Raw genomic sequence first — 18,031 nt, forward strand, 5'->3', positions numbered from 1 at the left:
GTTCCCTCCATTCCAGCTGAATTAAAGGTGCTTGTTTTCAAACTCAGTGATTTTATTCAAGCGGTTCGCATGGCGGCCGCCTGCATATTCCGTAGTGAGCCATTCTTTTGCAATTTCTCTTGCCAATCCTGCCCCAATGACCCGCTCTCCCATTGCGAGCATATTGGAATCATTGTGTTCGCGGGTTGCTTTTGCACTGAATACGTCGTGAACAAGCGCACAGCGGATGCCTTTCACCTTGTTGGCAGCGATGCTCATCCCGATCCCTGTTCCGCAGATGAGGATTCCTTTATCAAATTCGCCATTAGCTACTTTTTCCGCAACCGGGAGGGCATAGTCAGGATAATCGACAGATGTTTCACAGTCGCATCCGAAATCTTCATATTCAAGTCCCATTTCTTCCAATAGACTTCTAATTTCTTCGCGGAGATGGATTCCCCCATGATCTGATGCAAGAGCAATTTTCATTTTGACTCCTCCTAAGATGGTTCTAGTATATGTTTATTTTGGCATATGAAACTAAAAATATAAAGCGAACAGAGCTCTATGATAAATAAAAAACCCCTTTCCTCGTAGTAAGGATTGGGGCAGTTAAACTTATAATTTAAATCTCGTGATCGTCGCTTTCAAACCTTCTGCATGTTCTTTCAATTCAAGTGCCAATGATTCAACAGTTTCCATCACTGACGCCTGATCTCTTGTCGCTTCACTGACTTCTTCCGCTCCAGCAGAGGTTTCTTCTGCGATCGCCGCTACTTCCTGCGACTGCTGGGATGTCAATTGAATGCTTTCCATTTGGCTGTCTACCAGTTCAGAAATATGTTTGACTGCATTCGCCACTTCATGAATCGTCGAGGTCATTTCTTCAATGACCGCATTGGTTTTAGATCCTTTTTCGGCTTCTTGATTGGCTGCATTCACTTGAACAGTGATCTGCTTCACAACGCTTTCCACTTCTGTCTGGATGTTTTGAATCAATTCCGAAATGCCCTGGACGGCTTTTCCGCTTTCGTCCGCAAGCTTCCGTACTTCCTCAGCTACGACCGCAAAGCCTTTTCCATGCTCTCCAGCACGGGCAGCCTCGATTGATGCATTCAGCGCCAGAAGGTTTGTCTGTGCCGCAATATCTCCGACCAATCCGATGATCTGCTCTACCTTTTGGGCATTTTCCGCTAGACGGCGGACTGCCTGAAGAGATTGCTGATTATCTTTTGCAAGGCTTTCGATTCCAGTGACAAGCGAGTTTACGACGGTTTTGCTTTCTTGAAGCTCTTGAAGCATTTCCCCTGAAATGGCTTCAGAAGACTTCGCTTTATTTTGAACTTCCTGCGCAATGCGGATCACATCTTCCACGGATTCCGCTGTCTTTTGAATGGAGACTGCTGAGCTTTCAGCACCGGCGGAAATCTCACGGATGGTGTGGGAAATGCTCTCAGCCTGCTGAGACGCCCTCGTTGATTCAGCAGAAATTGCAATGACATTGTCATTTGTCTGCTGGAAGTTTGTTTCTATGCTATGTACCATTTCGCGAAGATTTCCAAGCATTTGATTGAAAGCCTGTCCAAGTGAACGGAATTCATCATCCGATTTTGGGAGCTCTACATCTGTATGAATATCTCCTTCACTTGCTTGAAGCGCCGCTTGTTCAAGCTTCTTCAATGACCTCGTAATGAATCCGGAAGCAAAGAACGTCAAAAGTCCGGACCAGATGATTCCCAATGCTAGTGTACTAGTAGTAAAAACCCCTTGGCTGACTACACCTTTTGCAAATTCAGGATAAACAAAATAAATAAAGACCGCACTCATTGAATAGGTGATAATTGCAAGCAGCGTAGTAAATAATACTAGTTTCCTGCGCAGCCCGAATTTGTACTTCCTCTTTTTCTGTTTTTGCTTCTCCACCTAGTTTTCCTCCCCCTAAATAAAACCCATTATTGCCCTTTATCTAATTTATCGAGCAATTTCTCAATAAGTTTATCTAATTCATGAAAAGTTTCCCGGTAAATTTCAACGCTGCCTCCATATGGATCAATTACATCCATCTTGTTTCCGTCAGCAAACTCATATAAAGTAAACACTTTATCAGCCGCAAATGGATAAAGATTCATGATAGTCGCTTTATGGTTCTCCGTCATCGTAAAAATGTGAGTGGCAGATTTGACATCTTCCTCTGTCAGCTGTTTGGAAGAATGATCATGCTTAATATTTTTTTCTTTCAGTATGATGCTTGTATTCTCAGATGCAGGCGAGCCGTCAAATGCAAAGACTCCAGCAGAACGTACAATGACGCCTTCTCGGTTTTTACTTTTTAAGATTGCCTCTGCCATGGGGCTCCGACATGTGTTTCCCGTACAAATAAATAGGACATTCTTCACTGTCATCCCTCCTTCATTTTCATTATATAAAATAAATTCCAATACCCAAAGAGCTCTCCCTAGATATTTTACCCAATTAGTAATGAATTTCTTTAATTGTTCACAAGTCGATGTATTAAAAAATCCCCCGGGGTTTCCCAGGGAATAAATGTTCGCTTTATCATTTTTACATCGGAAGCAATAGCTTGATTCCAAATGCAAAGAGGATGCTCCCGCCCAATGCTTCACTATAGGAGCCAAGAAGTCCCTGGACTTTTCGTCCGATCAATAAGCCGCACCAGGTCAAGATGGCTGCAGCCATTCCAAAGCATATCAGAGTTGCGGCAGTTTTGGCACGGTAGATTCCCAGAGTCAGACCTACTGAAAAGCTGTCGAGGCTGACACTCACTGCAAATAACAACAGTCCGATACCGACTGGAGCCATCAATGGCTTTTCGTCTTTCTTGAAACTCGAGATGAACATTTGCAATCCTAGGAGGATCAGCAATGCCCCTCCAACATAACCGGCAAATGTCCCGAATTGATCTGACAGGAACCTGCCCGCAATCATCCCAAAGAGAGGCATAATGACATGGAAGATTCCTACCGTCAAACCTATGTAAAATATCTGTTTTAGGCGAAGCTCATACATGCCCATTCCCAGCCCAATCGAGAATGCATCCATTCCAAGCGCAAACGCCATAAGCATTAGTGTTATTAATTCACCTATTATTGATGTCAATTTGCTTCCTCCTCTGGACGTGCCTACAAAAATCATATGCACGTCCAAAGGCGTTTAGAAGCAATTTTACAGCCAGCGGTGACCGGCTGCTTTTTCGAGGCGGTTCATAATCGCTGTCCCGATCCCGTCCCGTGGAAAAACTTCAGACACAATCATATCCAGGTCGGCTTCATTGAATGCCCTCAGGACATCGTACAGAGATTGTGCGACAGTAGGAAGATCCTTCCGCGAACCGCATGGGATCACAACATCTGCACTATAGTTCCCTTTCGACTCTTCTGTTGCGAGAATTCCCACTTTTAATCCTTCTTTTCGCTTGTCATCAACCAAGGATTGAATTTTTCCCGGACTTCCCTCCATTAAATAAAGGGGTGCATCCGGTGCATAGTGTGTATACTTCATCCCCGGTGATTTCGGTGCTCCTTCTCCATTCAAGAGAGCCGCATCGATTTCTACCGGTCCAATAATGGACTCGATCTCTTCTTTCGAAACACCGCCAGGACGGAGGATGACAGGAGTTTCTGCCGTACAGTCGATCACCGTCGACTCGACTCCGACACCCGTCGCGCCGCCATCAACGATTCCAGCTATCTTTCCATCAAGGTCATCCAGGACATGTTTGGCAGTCGTCGGACTTGGCCGCCCTGAACGATTCGCACTTGGCGCTGCAATCGGCAGATTCGCTTCTTTAATCAACGCCATGGCAACGGGGTGATCCGGGAGACGGATCCCGACAGTATTAAGACCAGCCGTCACCTTATCTGAAAAGACCCCTTCTTTTTTTTCAAAAATGATGGTCAACGGTCCCGGCCAGAAAGCCTCTATGAGCTTCTCTGCTTTCTCATTGATTTGCTTCACAAGAGCGGGCAGCTGGGCACGGTCTCCGATATGGACAATCAATGGGTTGTCGCTTGGCCGCCCTTTTGCTTCAAATATTTTGGCCACCGCTTCAGTAGATCCTGCGTTTGCCCCCAAGCCGTAAACCGTTTCTGAAGGAAAAGCTACGACTTCATTATTATTCAAAAATTCAGCTGCCTGTGAGATATGTGGATAATCCATTTGTTCATTCACATGTTTATCCACAATCCACTTGATAGTTTTCATTTTCATCCACCTTTTTATATACTGCTATAAGTACTAGATACTAACTAGTTTTTTATCATTTTACCATTGCAAGTATATAAAAAACACACAACTTACTCAAGCTTTATCCACAATATGTGAATAAAATTTAAAGAATGGTGGATAACTTTGTGGATATATGTGTATAAATAACTGATTTTTCATTATTATAAGGATAATTTCATAAAAGTGCTTTGTGCATTTGTTAATAACTCGGATCCGTGGGCTGATTCCCCAATTTCAGGAGGAAGATCAGATTTATCCACTTGTGAAAATCCCATCCATGCCAGGAACGATAAAGAAGAAGGTTTATTGGTTGCTAAATATAATGTGGATAACCCTCTTTCTTTCGCAAGTTTAAACATCTGTTGAAAAAGTGTTAATAACCCCTCTTCTCCCATTTCCTTGACGACGACCAGAGAACGGAGCAGCCCACTTGTTTCAAATGGCTCGATTCCCATCGTTCCAAAAATCTTCCCCTGCTCATTCTCGATGAGCAAGAAGTAGTCAATCGACTCTTTTACTCCTTCTGTACTCAGTCCTGCAGCTGTCAAAAAGCTTTCCAACTTCTCTAAATCCAAACTTTCCGCTTGCCGAATGACTTTCATTCCAATTCCTCCCCCATGCTTTTCGTAATCTATTAACATGTATATGGAGAGGTGGAAATAGTAGAACAAAAAAATAGAAAGCACGAGGCTTTCTATTTTTGGATTAGAATAGCTTTTCAAAAAGTTCCACTACGAAAAATTTCACTTTTACTTCTTGCTGTTCATCTCCAGCATATACCGGCGTCTCTTCTTTTTCAGCTGAAGAAGCTGTTTCTATTTTATCAGCGCGGCTAGTGTCCGGCTGCACATCATTTTGAACTGTATTCTCTTCTTGGACAGCATCCTTTTCTTGAACGTCTTCCTTTTTTTCTGCCGCTTGAGCCTTTGCGGTTTTATCTTCAAACCCATCGCTGACGGCTACCCCATTTGAGAAATCAAGGAAGCATAATGGAGGGTAAAGCACGCACCACCAATTAGCCCCTTCCCCTTTGCCAAGGGTGATTAAAATGGCTTCATATTCACCAGCTGGGTATAAATATTGTCCATACAATTTTGTCGGGAAGTTCACTTTGCCAAATTTGACGTGGATGCTTTGATTCATGTGCTGATTCTTCATTTCTTGCTTAGCGATTTCTTCAATTTCCGGAAGGTGCGATTTGATGACTTTTCTAGCTTCTTCAATGGAAGTGAGGTCTTCCACCCACTTCGTGATTTCTGCATTCACGGCATCCCTGATTTTCCGCTTGACTGCCTGATCTTCTGACTTGTCGCTGTTTGCGAGGATTCGCAGCCTGATCGCTGAATCCGGGATCACCATCGCATCCTGCGCGGCCGTTTCTTGTTTCGGTATATACAAACTGAGGATTGTCCCCAATGATAATACGATTAAATAGATCCAAGCATATGATTTACGTTTCATGTCTGCTCCGCCCTCTCTTCTCCCTGATAAGAACAGTATGGACACGGACTTGGAATCTTAAACTATGAATTTGAAAAAAATTCGGATTGGAAGATTCATAGAGTTGGAGGGTGGGTGGTGGGGTTGGGCGTGGGAGCGGGTTGTGCTTGACATGGCGGGGTGTAGCGGGGCGGGGCGGGCCGCAGATTAGAATGATTTTAAGTAGCGCAAAGAGAGGGACTTTTCGCGCATAAAGCCTGTGATCCGGCGCAAAAGAGGCAGCTTCCCGCGCATAAACCACACTTTCCGGCGCATAGCCTCAAAAAAAGCCCTCCCCGGCTTGGGAAGAGCGCTATAATTCACAAAAAACCATCCGGTCTTTTCCATTTATATCATATACCACTTCAACTGAGGCCTTCGGGAAGGTTTTTTTCATGATTTCCTTCACGGATTCGCCCTGTCCGGCCCCAAATTCAAATCCGATGATGGCACGATCGCCGACCACGGCTGGCAGCTCTTCGGCAAAGCGGCGATACAAATCGAGTCCATCTTCGCCTCCGAATAAAGCTGTATGCGGTTCATGATCCCTAACCACATCAGAAAGCTCCTCTTTTTCATGATTCGGAATGTATGGAGGATTGGAAAGAACGATATCAAATGTCCTCCCTGCCTCAATAAATGGCTGAAGCAAATCCCCTTGATAAAATGCAACCTCGGCCTCAAGACGAGCTGCATTTTCCTTTGCCATTTTTAGAGCCTCTTCTGAAATATCGGATGCCGACACGTCCAGTTCAGGCATCTCCAGTTTCATCGTTGAGGCAATTGCACTTGAACCTGTGCCAATATCCACAAGCTTCAAACCTGCAGTGCCGGTAAAATACCTCTTCACTCTTTTGAGCGCTTCATACACAAGCTCTTCTGTTTCGGGCCGTGGAATCAAGACATGTTCATTTACATGAAATTTTCTGCCGTAGAATTCTTCATACCCGATGAGATGCTGGACCGGCGTGCCCGAGATATGCGCCTCAACGGCCGCCTTAAATTCTGCTTCTGCCTCAAACGGTATTTCCATCTGCTGATTGGCAAAAAGCTGCGGCCTGTCCAGTTTCATCAAATGGCGCAGCAGGAGTTCACCCGCATTTTCATCCCGCTGATTCTCCTTTAAATAAGAAGAAGCCCATTTTAGGGCTTCGAATACTTTCATCGGCATGGATTAGTCCTGCATGCTTTCAAGTTTCTTGGACTGGTCTTCCATAATCAATGCATCGATGACTTCATCCAATTTGCCTTCAAGGATTTGATCAAGCTTTTGGATGGTCAATCCGATGCGGTGGTCCGTCACACGGTTTTGCGGGTAGTTGTATGTGCGGATGCGTTCTGAGCGGTCTCCGGATCCAACCGCGGATTTACGCTGTGCATCGTATTCCGCCTGTGCTTCACGCTGGAATTTATCGTAGACGCGGGCACGAAGGACCTTCATCGCTTTTTCTTTGTTTTTGATCTGCGATTTTTCATCCTGGCAGGATACAACCGTTCCTGTCGGGATATGCGTCAAACGAACGGCAGACATGGTTGTATTTACACTCTGGCCGCCTGGTCCGCTTGAAGCGAATGTGTCGACGCGGATATCTTTATCATGGATTTCCACTTCTACTTCTTCCGCTTCCGGCAAGCATGCCACGGTAGCAGTAGACGTGTGGATGCGTCCGCCGGATTCGGTTTCCGGAACACGCTGCACTCGGTGGGCGCCATTTTCATATTTCAACTTGGAAAAAGCTCCGTTACCGTTGACCATGAAAATAATTTCTTTGTAGCCGCCAAGGCCTGTTGGTGCGGCATCGATGATTTCTGTTTTCCAGCCTTGCATTTCTGCGAATCGGCTGTACATGCGGTAAAGGTTTCCTGCAAACAGGGCTGCTTCGTCTCCCCCTGCTGCACCGCGGATTTCGAAGATAACGTTCTTGTCGTCATTCGGATCTTTCGGGATAAGGAGAATCTTTAAACGCGCCTCATATTCTTCGATGCGCTCTTCCAATTCACCGATTTCTTCTTTGACCATTTCGCGCATTTCAGCATCAAGCTTTTCTTCGAGCATAGCTTTAGCATCCTTGAATTGTTCGCGCGCTTCTTTATATTCACGGTAAACTTGAACAGTCTCTTGAATTCCGGACTGCTCTTTTGAATACTCTCTTAATTTCTTTGGATCATTCACGATTTCGGGATCACTAAGAAGTTCATTCAGCCTATCATAGCGATCTTCAACTGCCTGCAAGCGATCAAACACAGTTTTTCACCTCAAATTTTAGTCCATAACATAATAATTATAGTATACAGAAGTGGACCCGTAAAGAAAATACCCACCATTGCAGCACCTGTGAAAGGTGTGTGCAGCATGTGGGTACTCTTCTTATTTGTGTTTGATTTTTACGTCGACGTTATAGCGCGGAAACGCCTGCAAGATGATTTTATGAAGCTTGTCTTTTGCTCTCTTTGCTTCTTTTTTGCTTGAAAAATCCTTGTTTGTATAGACGGTGACGTTCATCGTATTTCCGTTGATCCAGACTCCACCGGGTGTATAATCTGTATATTCCTTCACCACTTGGCGGGCTTTATCCATGTCTCGTTCCATGCTCGGCGGCGTATCGGAAAGGCCGACAAAGTTAGGATTTTGATTATTCCAGTCGGATTGCCTTGCCTCTTCATCCGGCCATGCTTTATTGATTTTATTGTTGACGAAGCGCTGTCCATTCATGTCGTTTTCGTTGGAATATGTGGAGTCATTCCTGACGCCGCAGCCGCTCATCAAGCTGATGATCATGATTGAGCCAATTATCCATTTTATCATTTCAGACACCTCCGTTTATAGCGTTTCCGAATGCCGGAAGGTTCTATTCATGCAAATTGGAGATTTTTTGGCTCAACTCATACAAAAAAACCGCCTCACTTTCAGGAAGTTGTCCTGTGCAGCGAGGCGGTTCTATATTACCAAGGCTCTTGCGCATTTCTTATAATCAGCTATTTTTCAAGGCTGTTTCGACGTGCTTGCTGATGCCTGTTGGAACTTCGTGGTGGTGACGGCAGCGCGGCTCGTATGCTTCCGATGCACCTACGAGGATGATCGGGTCGTCGTAGCATGCTGGTTTGCCTTCGATTAAGCGCTGGGTTCTGCTTGCCGGCGATCCGCAGACGGCGCAGACTGCCTGTAGTTTTGTAATGGATTCAGCGATGGCCATCAAAGCAGGCATCGGGCCGAACGGTTCTCCACGGAAATCCTGGTCCAATCCGGCTGCAATGACACGGTGGCCGCGGTCAGCCAATGTTTGAATCACGTTGACGATCTCTTCATCAAAGAACTGGACCTCGTCGATTGCCACGACGTCCACATCTGCAGAAACCAATTCTACGATGTCGGCAGCCATTTGCACGGGCTTGGCGATGACGGATGTACCGTTATGGGAAACCACCATTTCTTCGCTGTAGCGATTGTCTAGCTTAGGTTTGAATACAGCAATCTGCTGCTTTGCGAATTGGGTACGGCGAACGCGGCGAATCAGCTCTTCTGATTTTCCGGAAAACATGCTTCCGCAGATAATTTCTACCCATCCTGTTTGCTTCATGAGGTACACGAAACAGCCTCTCCTTCCTCGTCCTTACAATCTTTATTTATAGCCTGTCCAAGTATGTACAGGGGATAAAAAGCAAAAAAGAGAAACAGCCCTCATAGACTGCCCCCATTTTTTGGCTTCAATTTCATTTTAAAAAGGCTTTTTTAGTAAAAAAAAACAGGCAAGTATTTTCATGCTTGCCTGTTTTTGAAAAATTATTTCTTAAGGCCATATTTTTTGTTGAAGCGATCAACACGGCCACCTGCGTCAGCGAATTTCTGACGTCCTGTGTAGAATGGATGGCACTCAGAGCAAACCTCAACGCGCACTTCATCTGCTACAGAACCAGATTCAAATTCGTTACCACAAGCACAGCTAACTTTGATTTTCTTGTATTCTGGATGAATTCCTGCTTTCATTCTTTTCATCTCCTTCCGCCCTGAATCATCTGAAACAGAGTTTTATATACGCTAATGCGATATGAGCTAGTGCGTTTATGGAACGCCGAAGCCGAAGCCTCTTGCCTATAAAAGGTTCGTTCCGCTACAGCCCCTTACCGCATTCATTTATAAACACATTGACTACATTATAGCAAGTTTCCTGTCGAATTGCAACAAGTTGTCCATGCATTCCTTTTTGCTTTTTATGGAAACGTCAGCTTCTTTTTGCTTTTATTTCTTCGCTCAGGTTGCTGAAGAACTCTTCATTGTTCTTGGACTGTCTTAGCTTGCGAAGGAATCGTTCTGCGAAGTCAGGCGCATCGGACATCGCTTTTCGGATGGCCCATAGGTTGTCGAGCTTTTCTTTTGGCATGAGGAGCTCTTCTTTCCTCGTTCCGGAGCGGCGGATGTCGATGGCAGGGAAGATTCTCTTCTCTGCAAGTGAACGGTCCAAGTGCAGCTCCATGTTTCCTGTTCCTTTGAATTCTTCATAGATGACATCATCCATGCGGGATCCTGTGTCCACAAGGGCAGTTGCCAAGATCGTCAAGCTTCCGCCTTCTTCAATGTTTCTTGCCGCACCGAAGAATCGTTTTGGACGGTGGAATGCAGCCGGATCGATACCGCCTGATAGTGTTCTTCCGCTCGGTGGGATGACAAGGTTATAAGCACGGGCAAGTCTTGTAATACTATCCATAAGGATGACGACGTCGCGCTTATGTTCTACAAGACGCATCGCTCTCTCAAGGACAAGCTCTGCCACTTTGATATGGTTTTCAGGCACTTCATCAAACGTCGAGCTGATTACTTCAGCATCTACGGAACGTTCGATATCTGTTACTTCTTCCGGACGCTCATCGATCAGAAGAACAATTAGTTCTGCTTCCGGGTTGTTTGTTGTGATCGCATTGGCGATTTCCTTCAACAGCATGGTCTTTCCAGCTTTTGGAGGGGCAACGATTAATCCACGCTGGCCGAAACCAACCGGTGTCACTAGATCCATGATTCTGGTGGATAAGTTTCTTGGTGTCGTTTCAAGCAGGATTTGACGGTCTGGATACAATGGGGTAAGCGCTGGGAAATGCACGCGCTCTTTTGCAGACTCTGGATCTTCTCCATTGACTGCTTCTACATGCAGCAGGCCGTAGTAGCGTTCATTTTCCTTAGGAGGACGCACTTTTCCGGAAACTTTATCCCCGTTGCGCAAGTCAAAACGGCGGATTTGGGATGCGGAAATGTAAATATCCTCAGAGCTTGGGGAGTAGTTGATCGGACGAAGGAACCCGAAGCCTTCTGATTGGATGATTTCAAGGACGCCTTCCATGAAAAAGAAGCCTTCCTGCTCTGCCTTGGCTTTTAATATGGCAAATATCAATTCTTTTTTTGTCAGTTTGCTGTAATACGAGATTTTGTACTTTTTGGCCAGCTCATAAAGCTCTTTAAGCTTTAAATTTTCAAGGCCCATGATTGTTAGTTCTTCCATTATGACACCACGCTTATCAGTATTGTATTGCAATGACCATCCTATTAATGGCTGTTCAGTTTTTAACATTGGATGGAAAAGTCAAAGATTTTTAAGGATAGAATGAAGAAAGTGAAGTAGTGCAGAAGTGTTATTTATGCAGTGTTGTTTTTTCTGTTAGAGGTTGTCCAAATCATCAGGTGAAATGGTGTTGTTTTTATCTATTTTTCCAATTCTATCTGCCAGAGGTAAAAATGATCCTCGCTGCCCCCATTTGAACACACACTTATAAACAATATCTATTTTTACCATATTGTCTATAAAGAATCAATATAGGAGGAAGAAAAGATTGGCCGGATGATTTCAATCCGTTCAATCCTTCTTCCTTATAGTTTACTAGTTTTTAAGGTTTGATGACAAGGTTAGGCTTTTTCTTCAGGCTGTGGCGCCCGTCGATAAAGCGGACCGTTCCTGACTTCGCACGCATGACCAATGAATGTGTGGAGCCGTAAGATCCCTTGAATTGGACACCGCGAAGCAATTCGCCGTCTGTTACGCCTGTTGCGGCAAAAATCGCATCGTCTCCGCGGACGAGATCTTCCATGCGGAGTACTTTATCCACATCAAGCCCCATTGATAGGCAGCGATGCAGCTCAGCATCGTTCTGCGGCACGAGCTTCCCTTGGATCTCTCCTCCAAGGCACTTTAATGCCACTGCTGCGATGACCCCTTCAGGTGCTCCCCCTGAACCAAACAGGATGTCCACTCCAGTGTGGTCAAAAGCCGTATTGATGGCGCCTGCTACATCCCCGTCGTTGATCAGCTTGATGCGCGCACCAGCTTCACGGAGCTGGGAAATGATGTGTTCATGGCGCTCACGATTCAAAACCGTTGCCACTACGTCTTCAATGTCTTTATTTTTTGCTTTTGCTACAGCTTTCAGGTTATCAATCACCGAAGCATTGATATCAATCTGGCCGACAGCTTCCGGTCCAACCGCAATCTTATCCATGTACATATCCGGTGCATGAAGAAGGTTTCCATGGTCTGCGACAGCCAGTACGGCGAGCGCATTCCATCCGCCTGAAGCCACGATATTCGTCCCTTCAAGTGGATCGACCGCAACATCAACGCGGGGTCCGTAGCCTGTGCCGAGTTTTTCGCCGATATAAAGCATCGGCGCCTCATCCATTTCTCCTTCACCGATGACCACTGTCCCTTTCATCGGCACTGTATCAAATACGTCGCGCATAGCAGAAGTTGCTGCATCATCTGCTTCGTCTTTCTTCCCTCTTCCCATCCAGCGGGCGGAAGCAAGCGCAGCAGCCTCTGTTACACGAATCAATTCCATCGATAGACTTCGTTCCATTGATCTCGTCCTCCTGTATCACAAAAACATAGTGTTTGGTTATTTTGTATATTGTATAACACAATTCACCGTTTATTGTAACACATTAAGGGCGATTTTGGGTTTATCTTATGAACTTTTTAATTGTTCAATTTCTTCCTGCGACAAGGACTCGCGCCAAATCGTTGCACCAAGCCCATTTAATTTTTCTTCCAAGTTGCTGTAGCCGCGGTCGATATGTTCAAGGCCCGTCACTTCTGTGATGCCTTCTGCCATGAGGCCGGCGATGACCAATGCCGCACCCGCACGCAAATCGCTCGCTTTTACTTTTGCGCCTTGAAGCTTGATCGGACCGTGGATGATGGCGGACCTGCCTTCTACCTTAATATTCGCATTCATTCTTCTGAGCTCATCAATGTGCTTGAAGCGTGCTGAATAAATGGTATCCGTCACAACAGCAGACCCTTCCGCCCTTGTCAGCAATGACGTGAATGGCTGCTGCAGATCTGTTGGGAAACCTGGATAGACAAGCGTTTTAACATCCACCGTTTTCAGCTTGTCCGCTTTCCCGATGAAGATTTGTTCTTCGCCGCAATCGACAGGCACGCCCATTTCTCTCAACTTAGCTGTAAGCGATTCCATATGTAGTGGGATGACGTTGTCGATCAAGACGCCTTCGCCCGCAGCTGCTGCGAGGATCATGAACGTTCCTGCTTCTATTCGGTCAGGGATGATGGTATGGCGGCAGCCGTGAAGGTGTTCTACGCCTTCGATTCGGATGACATCCGTTCCAGCCCCTTTGATTCTAGCTCCCATATTGGTCAAAAGTGTTGCTACATCAATGATCTCAGGCTCTTTCGCTGCGTTTTCAATGATGGTTTTCCCTTTTGCCCTTACAGCAGCCAGCATGATATTGATTGTTGCCCCGACGCTGACCACGTCTAAATAAATGCGTGCACCGATCAATTCATCGGCTCTTAAATAGATGGCGCCCTGCTCGTTGGTGACTTGCGCGCCAAGGGCCTCAAATCCTTTTATATGCTGATCGATCGGACGCGGACCAAGATGGCATCCTCCTGGAAGGCCAATCACGGCTTTTTTGAAACGTCCAAGCATCGCACCCATCAAATAATAGGAAGCACGCAATTTTTTAACCTTACCGTTTGGAAGCGGCATGGAAATCATATTAGAAGGATCGACCGTCATTTCTCCATCTTCAAATTGGACAGTTCCACCTATTTCTTCAAGAAGCGACTTCAGCATTGAGATATCGGAAATATCAGGCAGACCTTCAATCGAGACAGGGGAATCTGCCAGGATGGTTGCGGGAATCAATGCGACTGCACTATTTTTTGCTCCGCTGACCTTAATAGTTCCTTTTAGAGGGTATCCGCCTGCAATTTTTAGCTTTTCCATTGTTAGCTCCCTTCCAAAACGCACTCTTTTTATGGAATTGTTTTCCATAGTAAAAAAGTAGAGTCCGGTATTTTACTTTTCCTTAGTTTAAACAACTTTTTCCTTTTCATGTATACAATTAATCATTTTTTCGAAAAAATCCTACCTTTTTCCTGTCAATTGGAAATTTTTAAGCCTGGCGATTATTCCAATCGCTCAAAAATGCCTCAATCCCTTTATCCGTTAATGGATGATTGAACAGCGCCATAAGGACTTTATATGGAATGGTTGCAATATCGGCACCGCGAAGAGCAGATTCCGTCACATGCTGCGGGTGGCGGATTGATGCTGCAATGATTTCTGTTTCCAATCCGTGAATGGCAAAAATATCGGCGATTTTAGAGATCAACTCAAGGCCGTCATGCCCGATGTCGTCCAAACGTCCGAGGAAAGGCGAAACGTAGCTAGCACCTGCTCTTGCAGCCAAAAGTGCCTGGTTGGCGCTGAAAACAAGTGTGACATTCGTCTTGATGCCTTCTTTGCTAAATACATTCACTGCTTTTAAACCATCAGGCGTCATTGGCACTTTAACCGTGATGGACGGAGCAAGCGCTGCCAATTCACGTCCTTCTTTGATCATCCCTTCCGCATCAGTGGAAATGACTTCTCCGCTGACGGATTCAAATCCTAAGGAAGCGATTTCTTTTAATCGGTCATGAAAGGAAACGTTCTTTTCTTTGGCTACTAGTGAAGGGTTTGTAGTGACCCCGGAAAGTACACCTAGTTCATAGGCTTCTTTGATTTCATCCATATTTGCTGTATCAATAAAAAATTTCATGATTCCATCTCCCCTTGACGAAATATTCAATAAATTTACAGCGCAATTATGCTGTCTTTTTAATAAGTTGAAAATTGCTGTTGATTTCCGTTCAAGACTTCGCTTTCCGAGGGCGGCGGCAAGCCTCCTCGTCGCTGCGCTCCTGCGGGAAGAAAAGCGGAGGCGGCTTGTTTAGAGGCGACCTGCATAAGGCGAGCATACCGGAAAGGCGTTCTTTGCCTTTTTGGTATGCTTGACTTATGACCTCGAGCCTCTAGTCGCCGAAGCTGGACAGGTCTTGCCTACCCCGCTTTTCCCACCGGAGTCTACGTCTTGTACTCCAATCAACAGCAGGAAAATAGCGAAAATCAAAAATCAATCAACATGAATGTTATCATTATTTAAAAAAATGAACGGAAACCGCCTTCGCAAAAAGGCGGTTTCTATTCATGTATATGAAATACAATTTATAGGCTGATTAAGCTTGACCTGAAGAACCGAATTCGCGCATTTTACCAATGACAGTTTCTTTGATAGCTTCGCGAGCTGGTCCCAAGTATTTGCGTGGATCGTATACTTCTGTATCTGCAGCAAGTACTTCGCGCACTTTTTTAGCAGATGCGATTTGGTTTTCAGTGTTTACGTTGATTTTTGCTGTACCTAGAGAAACAGCTTTCTTGATGTCTTTTGTCGGGATTCCAGTTCCTCCATGAAGAACTAAAGGAAGTCCAGTTGCATTCAAGATTTCTTCCATTTCTTTGAACCCTAGGTTTGGTTCACCTTTGTAAGGTCCATGTACAGAGCCCAATGCTGGAGCCAGGCAGTCGATGCCTGTACGCTTCACAAGCTCTTCACATTCTTTTGGATCAGCATAGATGACGCCGTCAGCAACAACATCGTCTTCTTGTCCACCGACAGTTCCAAGTTCTGCTTCTACAGAAACACCTTTAGAATGTGCATACTCAACAACTTTAGAAGTTGTTTCGATGTTCTCTTCGAATGGGTGGTGAGATGCATCGATCATAACAGAAGTGAATCCTGCATCGATTGCTTCTTTACATTTATCGTAGCTGGAACCATGGTCTAAGTGAATAGCCACTGGCACCGTAATTTTATAGTCTTCCATTAAACCTTCTACCATTTTAACAACAGTTTTGAAACCGCCCATGTAGCGTGCAGCACCTTCAGAAACCCCAAGGATTACTGGAGATTTTTCTTCTTGTGCAGCTTGCAGGATGGCTTGAGTGAACTCAAGGTTGTTCAAGTTGAATTGTCCTACTGCATAACCGTTGTCTTTTCCTTTGTTAAGCATTTCTGTCATAGAAACTAATGGCATGATTGTTTCCTCCTTCATGTACTAGGTGATGTCCATTAACGCCTTAATCATCATCGACATACAAGCCTGTACATTGGTGATCAAGGTGATAGACTCGGGTAAATATCTTTTAGTATGATACCAAATTCACACCCTTTTTACCAACGAACAAGCCCTAATACTAAAAGAAGAATTATTCCCTATATTCTGACTGTTAATGGAATCTGCGCCACTGCTGAATAGCAAACGGTTACAAGGATTCCGAGATTTTTTTCGCTTTTTTTATAAATGATTAATTTGATTTCAACGGAAGGTGTGTTCTGACAGCAGTACGAATGTCATCGATATCAAATGGTTTAGCAAAGTGGGTAAGCGCGCCAAGATCCTTTGCTTCCTGAATCATATCCAATTCTCCGTATGCGGTCATGATGATCACCCGAATGTCCTGGTCGATTACTTTCATTCTTTTTAGTATTTCGATTCCATCCATTCCAGGAATTTTCATATCCAATAGAACAAGATCAGGCGAGTGCTTTGTCACAATATCGAGCGCCTGAACGCCGTTTGCTGCCTGGAAAGTCTGATAGCCTTCCTTTTGAAGCACTTCATTCAATAATATTCGGATGCCAAACTGGTCGTCTACAATTAAGATTTTTTCTTTCATGTCATCCCCCTCTTTTTCTTAATTCTATAGTGATTTTTACCCTTAAAAATTCTGCTGATTATATTTTACCTTCATCCTTCTTATATTTCGATGATTATTGATAAATTTCCTCCTTGCAATGACCGACGAATTTTGACAAAAACTGCCGCATCTTTTGCTTCACCTTCTAATTCATCTTATAATGAAAAGATGAATATTCAAAAAAGGAATCTGCTCAGAGAGGTTGTATGTTGTTTTCCGCAACAACTTTTTTAGTTTAGCAAAAGGAGTTTGAGTGATGTTAAAGATGTTCACGACACAATTGTCCGGATTGTTTAATCGGATTTTTGATAAAGAAGAATTGTCCATTGAGGATGGCGCACGTCTTTTGGCACAGGCTGCCGTCGGTGAGGGGAAAATTTATATTAAAGGCTTTAAGGAGATGGGTGCTGTGGAGATGGAAGCAATCCATGGAGCAGAGCCTTTGGCCCATGCCGACCTGTTAATGGATGAATCCAGCTTGACGGATGCTGACCGTGTGCTGATTGTCAGCCGTTTTTCCACGGATGAGGAAGCTGTGGAGCTGGCGAAGCGTTTATCGGAAAAGGGACTTCCGTTTGCAGCCATTTCCGGGGCAGTGAAAGAACCTGGAAAAGAGGATCTTGTTTCCCTGTCAGATGCACACTTGGATACAAAGGTTTTAAAAGGGCTCCTTCCCGGTGAAGACGGTGAGAGGGTAGGGATGCCGACAAGCATGGCGGCCCTTTACCTTTATTTTGGGTTGAAATTTACGATTGAAGAAATTCTTGAAGAATATGAATGATGTTGCACTTAATGAGTCAAAATGGCCTGCCAAAATGTAATTGGCGGGCTTTTTTATTTCAGAAAGGATAGCAGTATAGACTATTTTTTAATAATTCAGATATCCATTATTTTATCTGGTAAAATATAGTTATAAACTGTGCTCTAACTAGATGGAAATCATCAGAGAGTGAGGAAGTGTGAATTTGAATAAAAAAGTATCCGAATTATTGGATTCCGGATTAGGTGCAGACTACGAATATACGGATATATTGGAAATTTCAAAAGCCTGTAGATTCTCAAATTGCACTCATTTATCCGAACCAGGTTGTGAAGTGCAAAAAGCATTAAATAATGGCCTTTTGTCAGAAGAAAGATTCAACCATTTTTATAGGGATAAGAACGAAGAAGAATATGTATTTCAGCAAAAAAACAAAACGAAAGCAATCGATTATATGAAGCAAAGAAAACTATTTCAAAGATAGATCTTGGCCGTATTAAGAATTCCTATTAGAAGTCAAAAAGCTTGGAAAAATCCCAA

General features: G+C 44.5%; 20 protein-coding genes. 2 read left to right on the top strand and 18 right to left on the bottom strand.

Annotated elements, in window-relative coordinates; all coding sequences use genetic code 11:
- Window positions 1-21 precede the first annotated feature (21 nt).
- The 18 genes from rpiB to ABTV07_RS19085 all read right to left on the bottom strand — a co-directional run bounded on the left by rpiB (window position 22) and on the right by ABTV07_RS19085 (window position 16,710).
- Complete coding sequence (gene rpiB / locus ABTV07_RS19000; RefSeq protein WP_433745401.1) at window positions 22-468, bottom strand: ribose 5-phosphate isomerase B; 447 nt, start codon at window positions 466-468, stop codon at window positions 22-24.
- A gap of 129 nt (window positions 469-597) precedes the next feature.
- Window positions 598-1,902: a methyl-accepting chemotaxis protein gene (locus ABTV07_RS19005; protein WP_433745403.1), complete on the bottom strand. Its 1,305-nt coding sequence runs from the start codon at window positions 1,900-1,902 to the stop codon at window positions 598-600.
- Between the two features lie 29 nt (window positions 1,903-1,931).
- Window positions 1,932-2,381 carry a low molecular weight protein arginine phosphatase gene (locus ABTV07_RS19010; protein ID WP_433751353.1) on the bottom strand — a complete coding sequence of 150 codons (450 nt, stop codon included), beginning with the start codon at window positions 2,379-2,381 and terminating at the stop codon, window positions 1,932-1,934.
- Between the two features lie 160 nt (window positions 2,382-2,541).
- Window positions 2,542-3,096 carry a manganese efflux pump MntP gene (locus ABTV07_RS19015; RefSeq protein WP_433745406.1) on the bottom strand — a complete coding sequence of 185 codons (555 nt, stop codon included), beginning with the start codon at window positions 3,094-3,096 and terminating at the stop codon, window positions 2,542-2,544.
- 66 nt (window positions 3,097-3,162) lie between these two features.
- Entirely contained in the window at window positions 3,163-4,200 is a 1,038-nt protein-coding gene (locus ABTV07_RS19020; protein ID WP_433745408.1) for an L-threonylcarbamoyladenylate synthase, read from the bottom strand.
- A gap of 185 nt (window positions 4,201-4,385) precedes the next feature.
- Window positions 4,386-4,826 carry a GNAT family N-acetyltransferase gene (locus ABTV07_RS19025; protein ID WP_433745411.1) on the bottom strand — a complete coding sequence of 147 codons (441 nt, stop codon included), beginning with the start codon at window positions 4,824-4,826 and terminating at the stop codon, window positions 4,386-4,388.
- A 103-nt stretch (window positions 4,827-4,929) separates the two neighbouring features.
- Entirely contained in the window at window positions 4,930-5,685 is a 756-nt protein-coding gene (gene spoIIR / locus ABTV07_RS19030) for a stage II sporulation protein R (protein ID WP_433745414.1), read from the bottom strand.
- Window positions 5,686-6,016: 331 nt separating this feature from the next.
- Complete coding sequence (gene prmC / locus ABTV07_RS19035; RefSeq protein ID WP_433751356.1) at window positions 6,017-6,868, bottom strand: peptide chain release factor N(5)-glutamine methyltransferase; 852 nt, start codon at window positions 6,866-6,868, stop codon at window positions 6,017-6,019.
- Window positions 6,869-6,877: 9 nt separating this feature from the next.
- Window positions 6,878-7,948 (bottom strand): peptide chain release factor 1, encoded by a 1,071-nt coding sequence (prfA, locus tag ABTV07_RS19040; protein WP_433745416.1) that lies wholly within the window; start codon window positions 7,946-7,948, stop codon window positions 6,878-6,880.
- 123 nt (window positions 7,949-8,071) lie between these two features.
- Window positions 8,072-8,509 carry a hypothetical protein gene (locus ABTV07_RS19045; RefSeq protein ID WP_433745418.1) on the bottom strand — a complete coding sequence of 146 codons (438 nt, stop codon included), beginning with the start codon at window positions 8,507-8,509 and terminating at the stop codon, window positions 8,072-8,074.
- A 166-nt stretch (window positions 8,510-8,675) separates the two neighbouring features.
- Window positions 8,676-9,290: a thymidine kinase gene (locus tag ABTV07_RS19050; RefSeq protein WP_114745904.1), complete on the bottom strand. Its 615-nt coding sequence runs from the start codon at window positions 9,288-9,290 to the stop codon at window positions 8,676-8,678.
- Window positions 9,291-9,484: 194 nt separating this feature from the next.
- A complete protein-coding gene (gene rpmE, locus ABTV07_RS19055; protein ID WP_433745421.1) occupies window positions 9,485-9,688 on the bottom strand; it encodes a 50S ribosomal protein L31 in 204 nt (67 codons plus the stop codon).
- A 235-nt stretch (window positions 9,689-9,923) separates the two neighbouring features.
- Window positions 9,924-11,192: a transcription termination factor Rho gene (gene rho, locus ABTV07_RS19060; RefSeq protein WP_433745423.1), complete on the bottom strand. Its 1,269-nt coding sequence runs from the start codon at window positions 11,190-11,192 to the stop codon at window positions 9,924-9,926.
- A gap of 382 nt (window positions 11,193-11,574) precedes the next feature.
- The gene (glpX, locus tag ABTV07_RS19065) at window positions 11,575-12,540 is read right to left on the bottom strand and encodes a class II fructose-bisphosphatase (protein ID WP_433745426.1); all 966 of its coding nucleotides are present in this window, start codon (window positions 12,538-12,540) and stop codon (window positions 11,575-11,577) included.
- A gap of 108 nt (window positions 12,541-12,648) precedes the next feature.
- Window positions 12,649-13,935 carry a UDP-N-acetylglucosamine 1-carboxyvinyltransferase gene (locus tag ABTV07_RS19070; protein WP_433745429.1) on the bottom strand — a complete coding sequence of 429 codons (1,287 nt, stop codon included), beginning with the start codon at window positions 13,933-13,935 and terminating at the stop codon, window positions 12,649-12,651.
- Between the two features lie 169 nt (window positions 13,936-14,104).
- Window positions 14,105-14,752 (bottom strand): fructose-6-phosphate aldolase, encoded by a 648-nt coding sequence (fsa, locus tag ABTV07_RS19075; RefSeq protein WP_433745431.1) that lies wholly within the window; start codon window positions 14,750-14,752, stop codon window positions 14,105-14,107.
- Between the two features lie 457 nt (window positions 14,753-15,209).
- Window positions 15,210-16,067 (bottom strand): class II fructose-bisphosphate aldolase, encoded by an 858-nt coding sequence (locus tag ABTV07_RS19080; protein WP_433745433.1) that lies wholly within the window; start codon window positions 16,065-16,067, stop codon window positions 15,210-15,212.
- Between the two features lie 271 nt (window positions 16,068-16,338).
- Window positions 16,339-16,710, bottom strand: coding sequence for a response regulator (locus tag ABTV07_RS19085; RefSeq protein WP_114745898.1), 372 nt, complete (start codon window positions 16,708-16,710; stop codon window positions 16,339-16,341).
- Window positions 16,711-16,987: 277 nt separating this feature from the next.
- Between ABTV07_RS19085 and ABTV07_RS19090 the strand changes: the two genes are divergently transcribed.
- Window positions 16,988-17,512, top strand: coding sequence for a DUF2529 domain-containing protein (locus ABTV07_RS19090; RefSeq protein WP_433745436.1), 525 nt, complete (start codon window positions 16,988-16,990; stop codon window positions 17,510-17,512).
- A gap of 178 nt (window positions 17,513-17,690) precedes the next feature.
- Window positions 17,691-17,975 (top strand): hypothetical protein, encoded by a 285-nt coding sequence (locus ABTV07_RS19095; protein ID WP_433745439.1) that lies wholly within the window; start codon window positions 17,691-17,693, stop codon window positions 17,973-17,975.
- Window positions 17,976-18,031: the final 56 nt, after the last annotated feature.

It is taken from the genome of Falsibacillus pallidus, assembly GCF_050990905.1.
In the GTDB taxonomy this organism is placed as follows: domain Bacteria; phylum Bacillota; class Bacilli; order Bacillales; family DSM-25281; genus Falsibacillus; species Falsibacillus pallidus_A.

What these genes read in the sequence shown, in the direction of transcription:
- rpiB (WP_433745401.1), bottom strand. Translation starts at nt 468, where the DNA reads ATGAAAATTGCTCTTGCATCAGATCATGGGGGAATCCATCTCCGCGAA.
- ABTV07_RS19010 (WP_433751353.1), bottom strand. Translation starts at nt 2,381, where the DNA reads ATGACAGTGAAGAATGTCCTATTTATTTGTACGGGAAACACATGTCGG.
- ABTV07_RS19020 (WP_433745408.1), bottom strand. Translation starts at nt 4,200, where the DNA reads ATGAAAACTATCAAGTGGATTGTGGATAAACATGTGAATGAACAAATG.
- ABTV07_RS19025 (WP_433745411.1), bottom strand. Translation starts at nt 4,826, where the DNA reads ATGAAAGTCATTCGGCAAGCGGAAAGTTTGGATTTAGAGAAGTTGGAA.
- spoIIR (WP_433745414.1), bottom strand. Translation starts at nt 5,685, where the DNA reads ATGAAACGTAAATCATATGCTTGGATCTATTTAATCGTATTATCATTG.
- prmC (WP_433751356.1), bottom strand. Translation starts at nt 6,868, where the DNA reads ATGAAAGTATTCGAAGCCCTAAAATGGGCTTCTTCTTATTTAAAGGAG.
- ABTV07_RS19045 (WP_433745418.1), bottom strand. Translation starts at nt 8,509, where the DNA reads ATGATAAAATGGATAATTGGCTCAATCATGATCATCAGCTTGATGAGC.
- rpmE (WP_433745421.1), bottom strand. Translation starts at nt 9,688, where the DNA reads ATGAAAGCAGGAATTCATCCAGAATACAAGAAAATCAAAGTTAGCTGT.
- rho (WP_433745423.1), bottom strand. Translation starts at nt 11,192, where the DNA reads ATGGAAGAACTAACAATCATGGGCCTTGAAAATTTAAAGCTTAAAGAG.
- glpX (WP_433745426.1), bottom strand. Translation starts at nt 12,540, where the DNA reads ATGGAACGAAGTCTATCGATGGAATTGATTCGTGTAACAGAGGCTGCT.
- ABTV07_RS19070 (WP_433745429.1), bottom strand. Translation starts at nt 13,935, where the DNA reads ATGGAAAAGCTAAAAATTGCAGGCGGATACCCTCTAAAAGGAACTATT.
- fsa (WP_433745431.1), bottom strand. Translation starts at nt 14,752, where the DNA reads ATGAAATTTTTTATTGATACAGCAAATATGGATGAAATCAAAGAAGCC.
- ABTV07_RS19080 (WP_433745433.1), bottom strand. Translation starts at nt 16,067, where the DNA reads ATGCCATTAGTTTCTATGACAGAAATGCTTAACAAAGGAAAAGACAAC.
- ABTV07_RS19085 (WP_114745898.1), bottom strand. Translation starts at nt 16,710, where the DNA reads ATGAAAGAAAAAATCTTAATTGTAGACGACCAGTTTGGCATCCGAATA.
- ABTV07_RS19090 (WP_433745436.1), top strand. Translation starts at nt 16,988, where the DNA reads ATGTTAAAGATGTTCACGACACAATTGTCCGGATTGTTTAATCGGATT.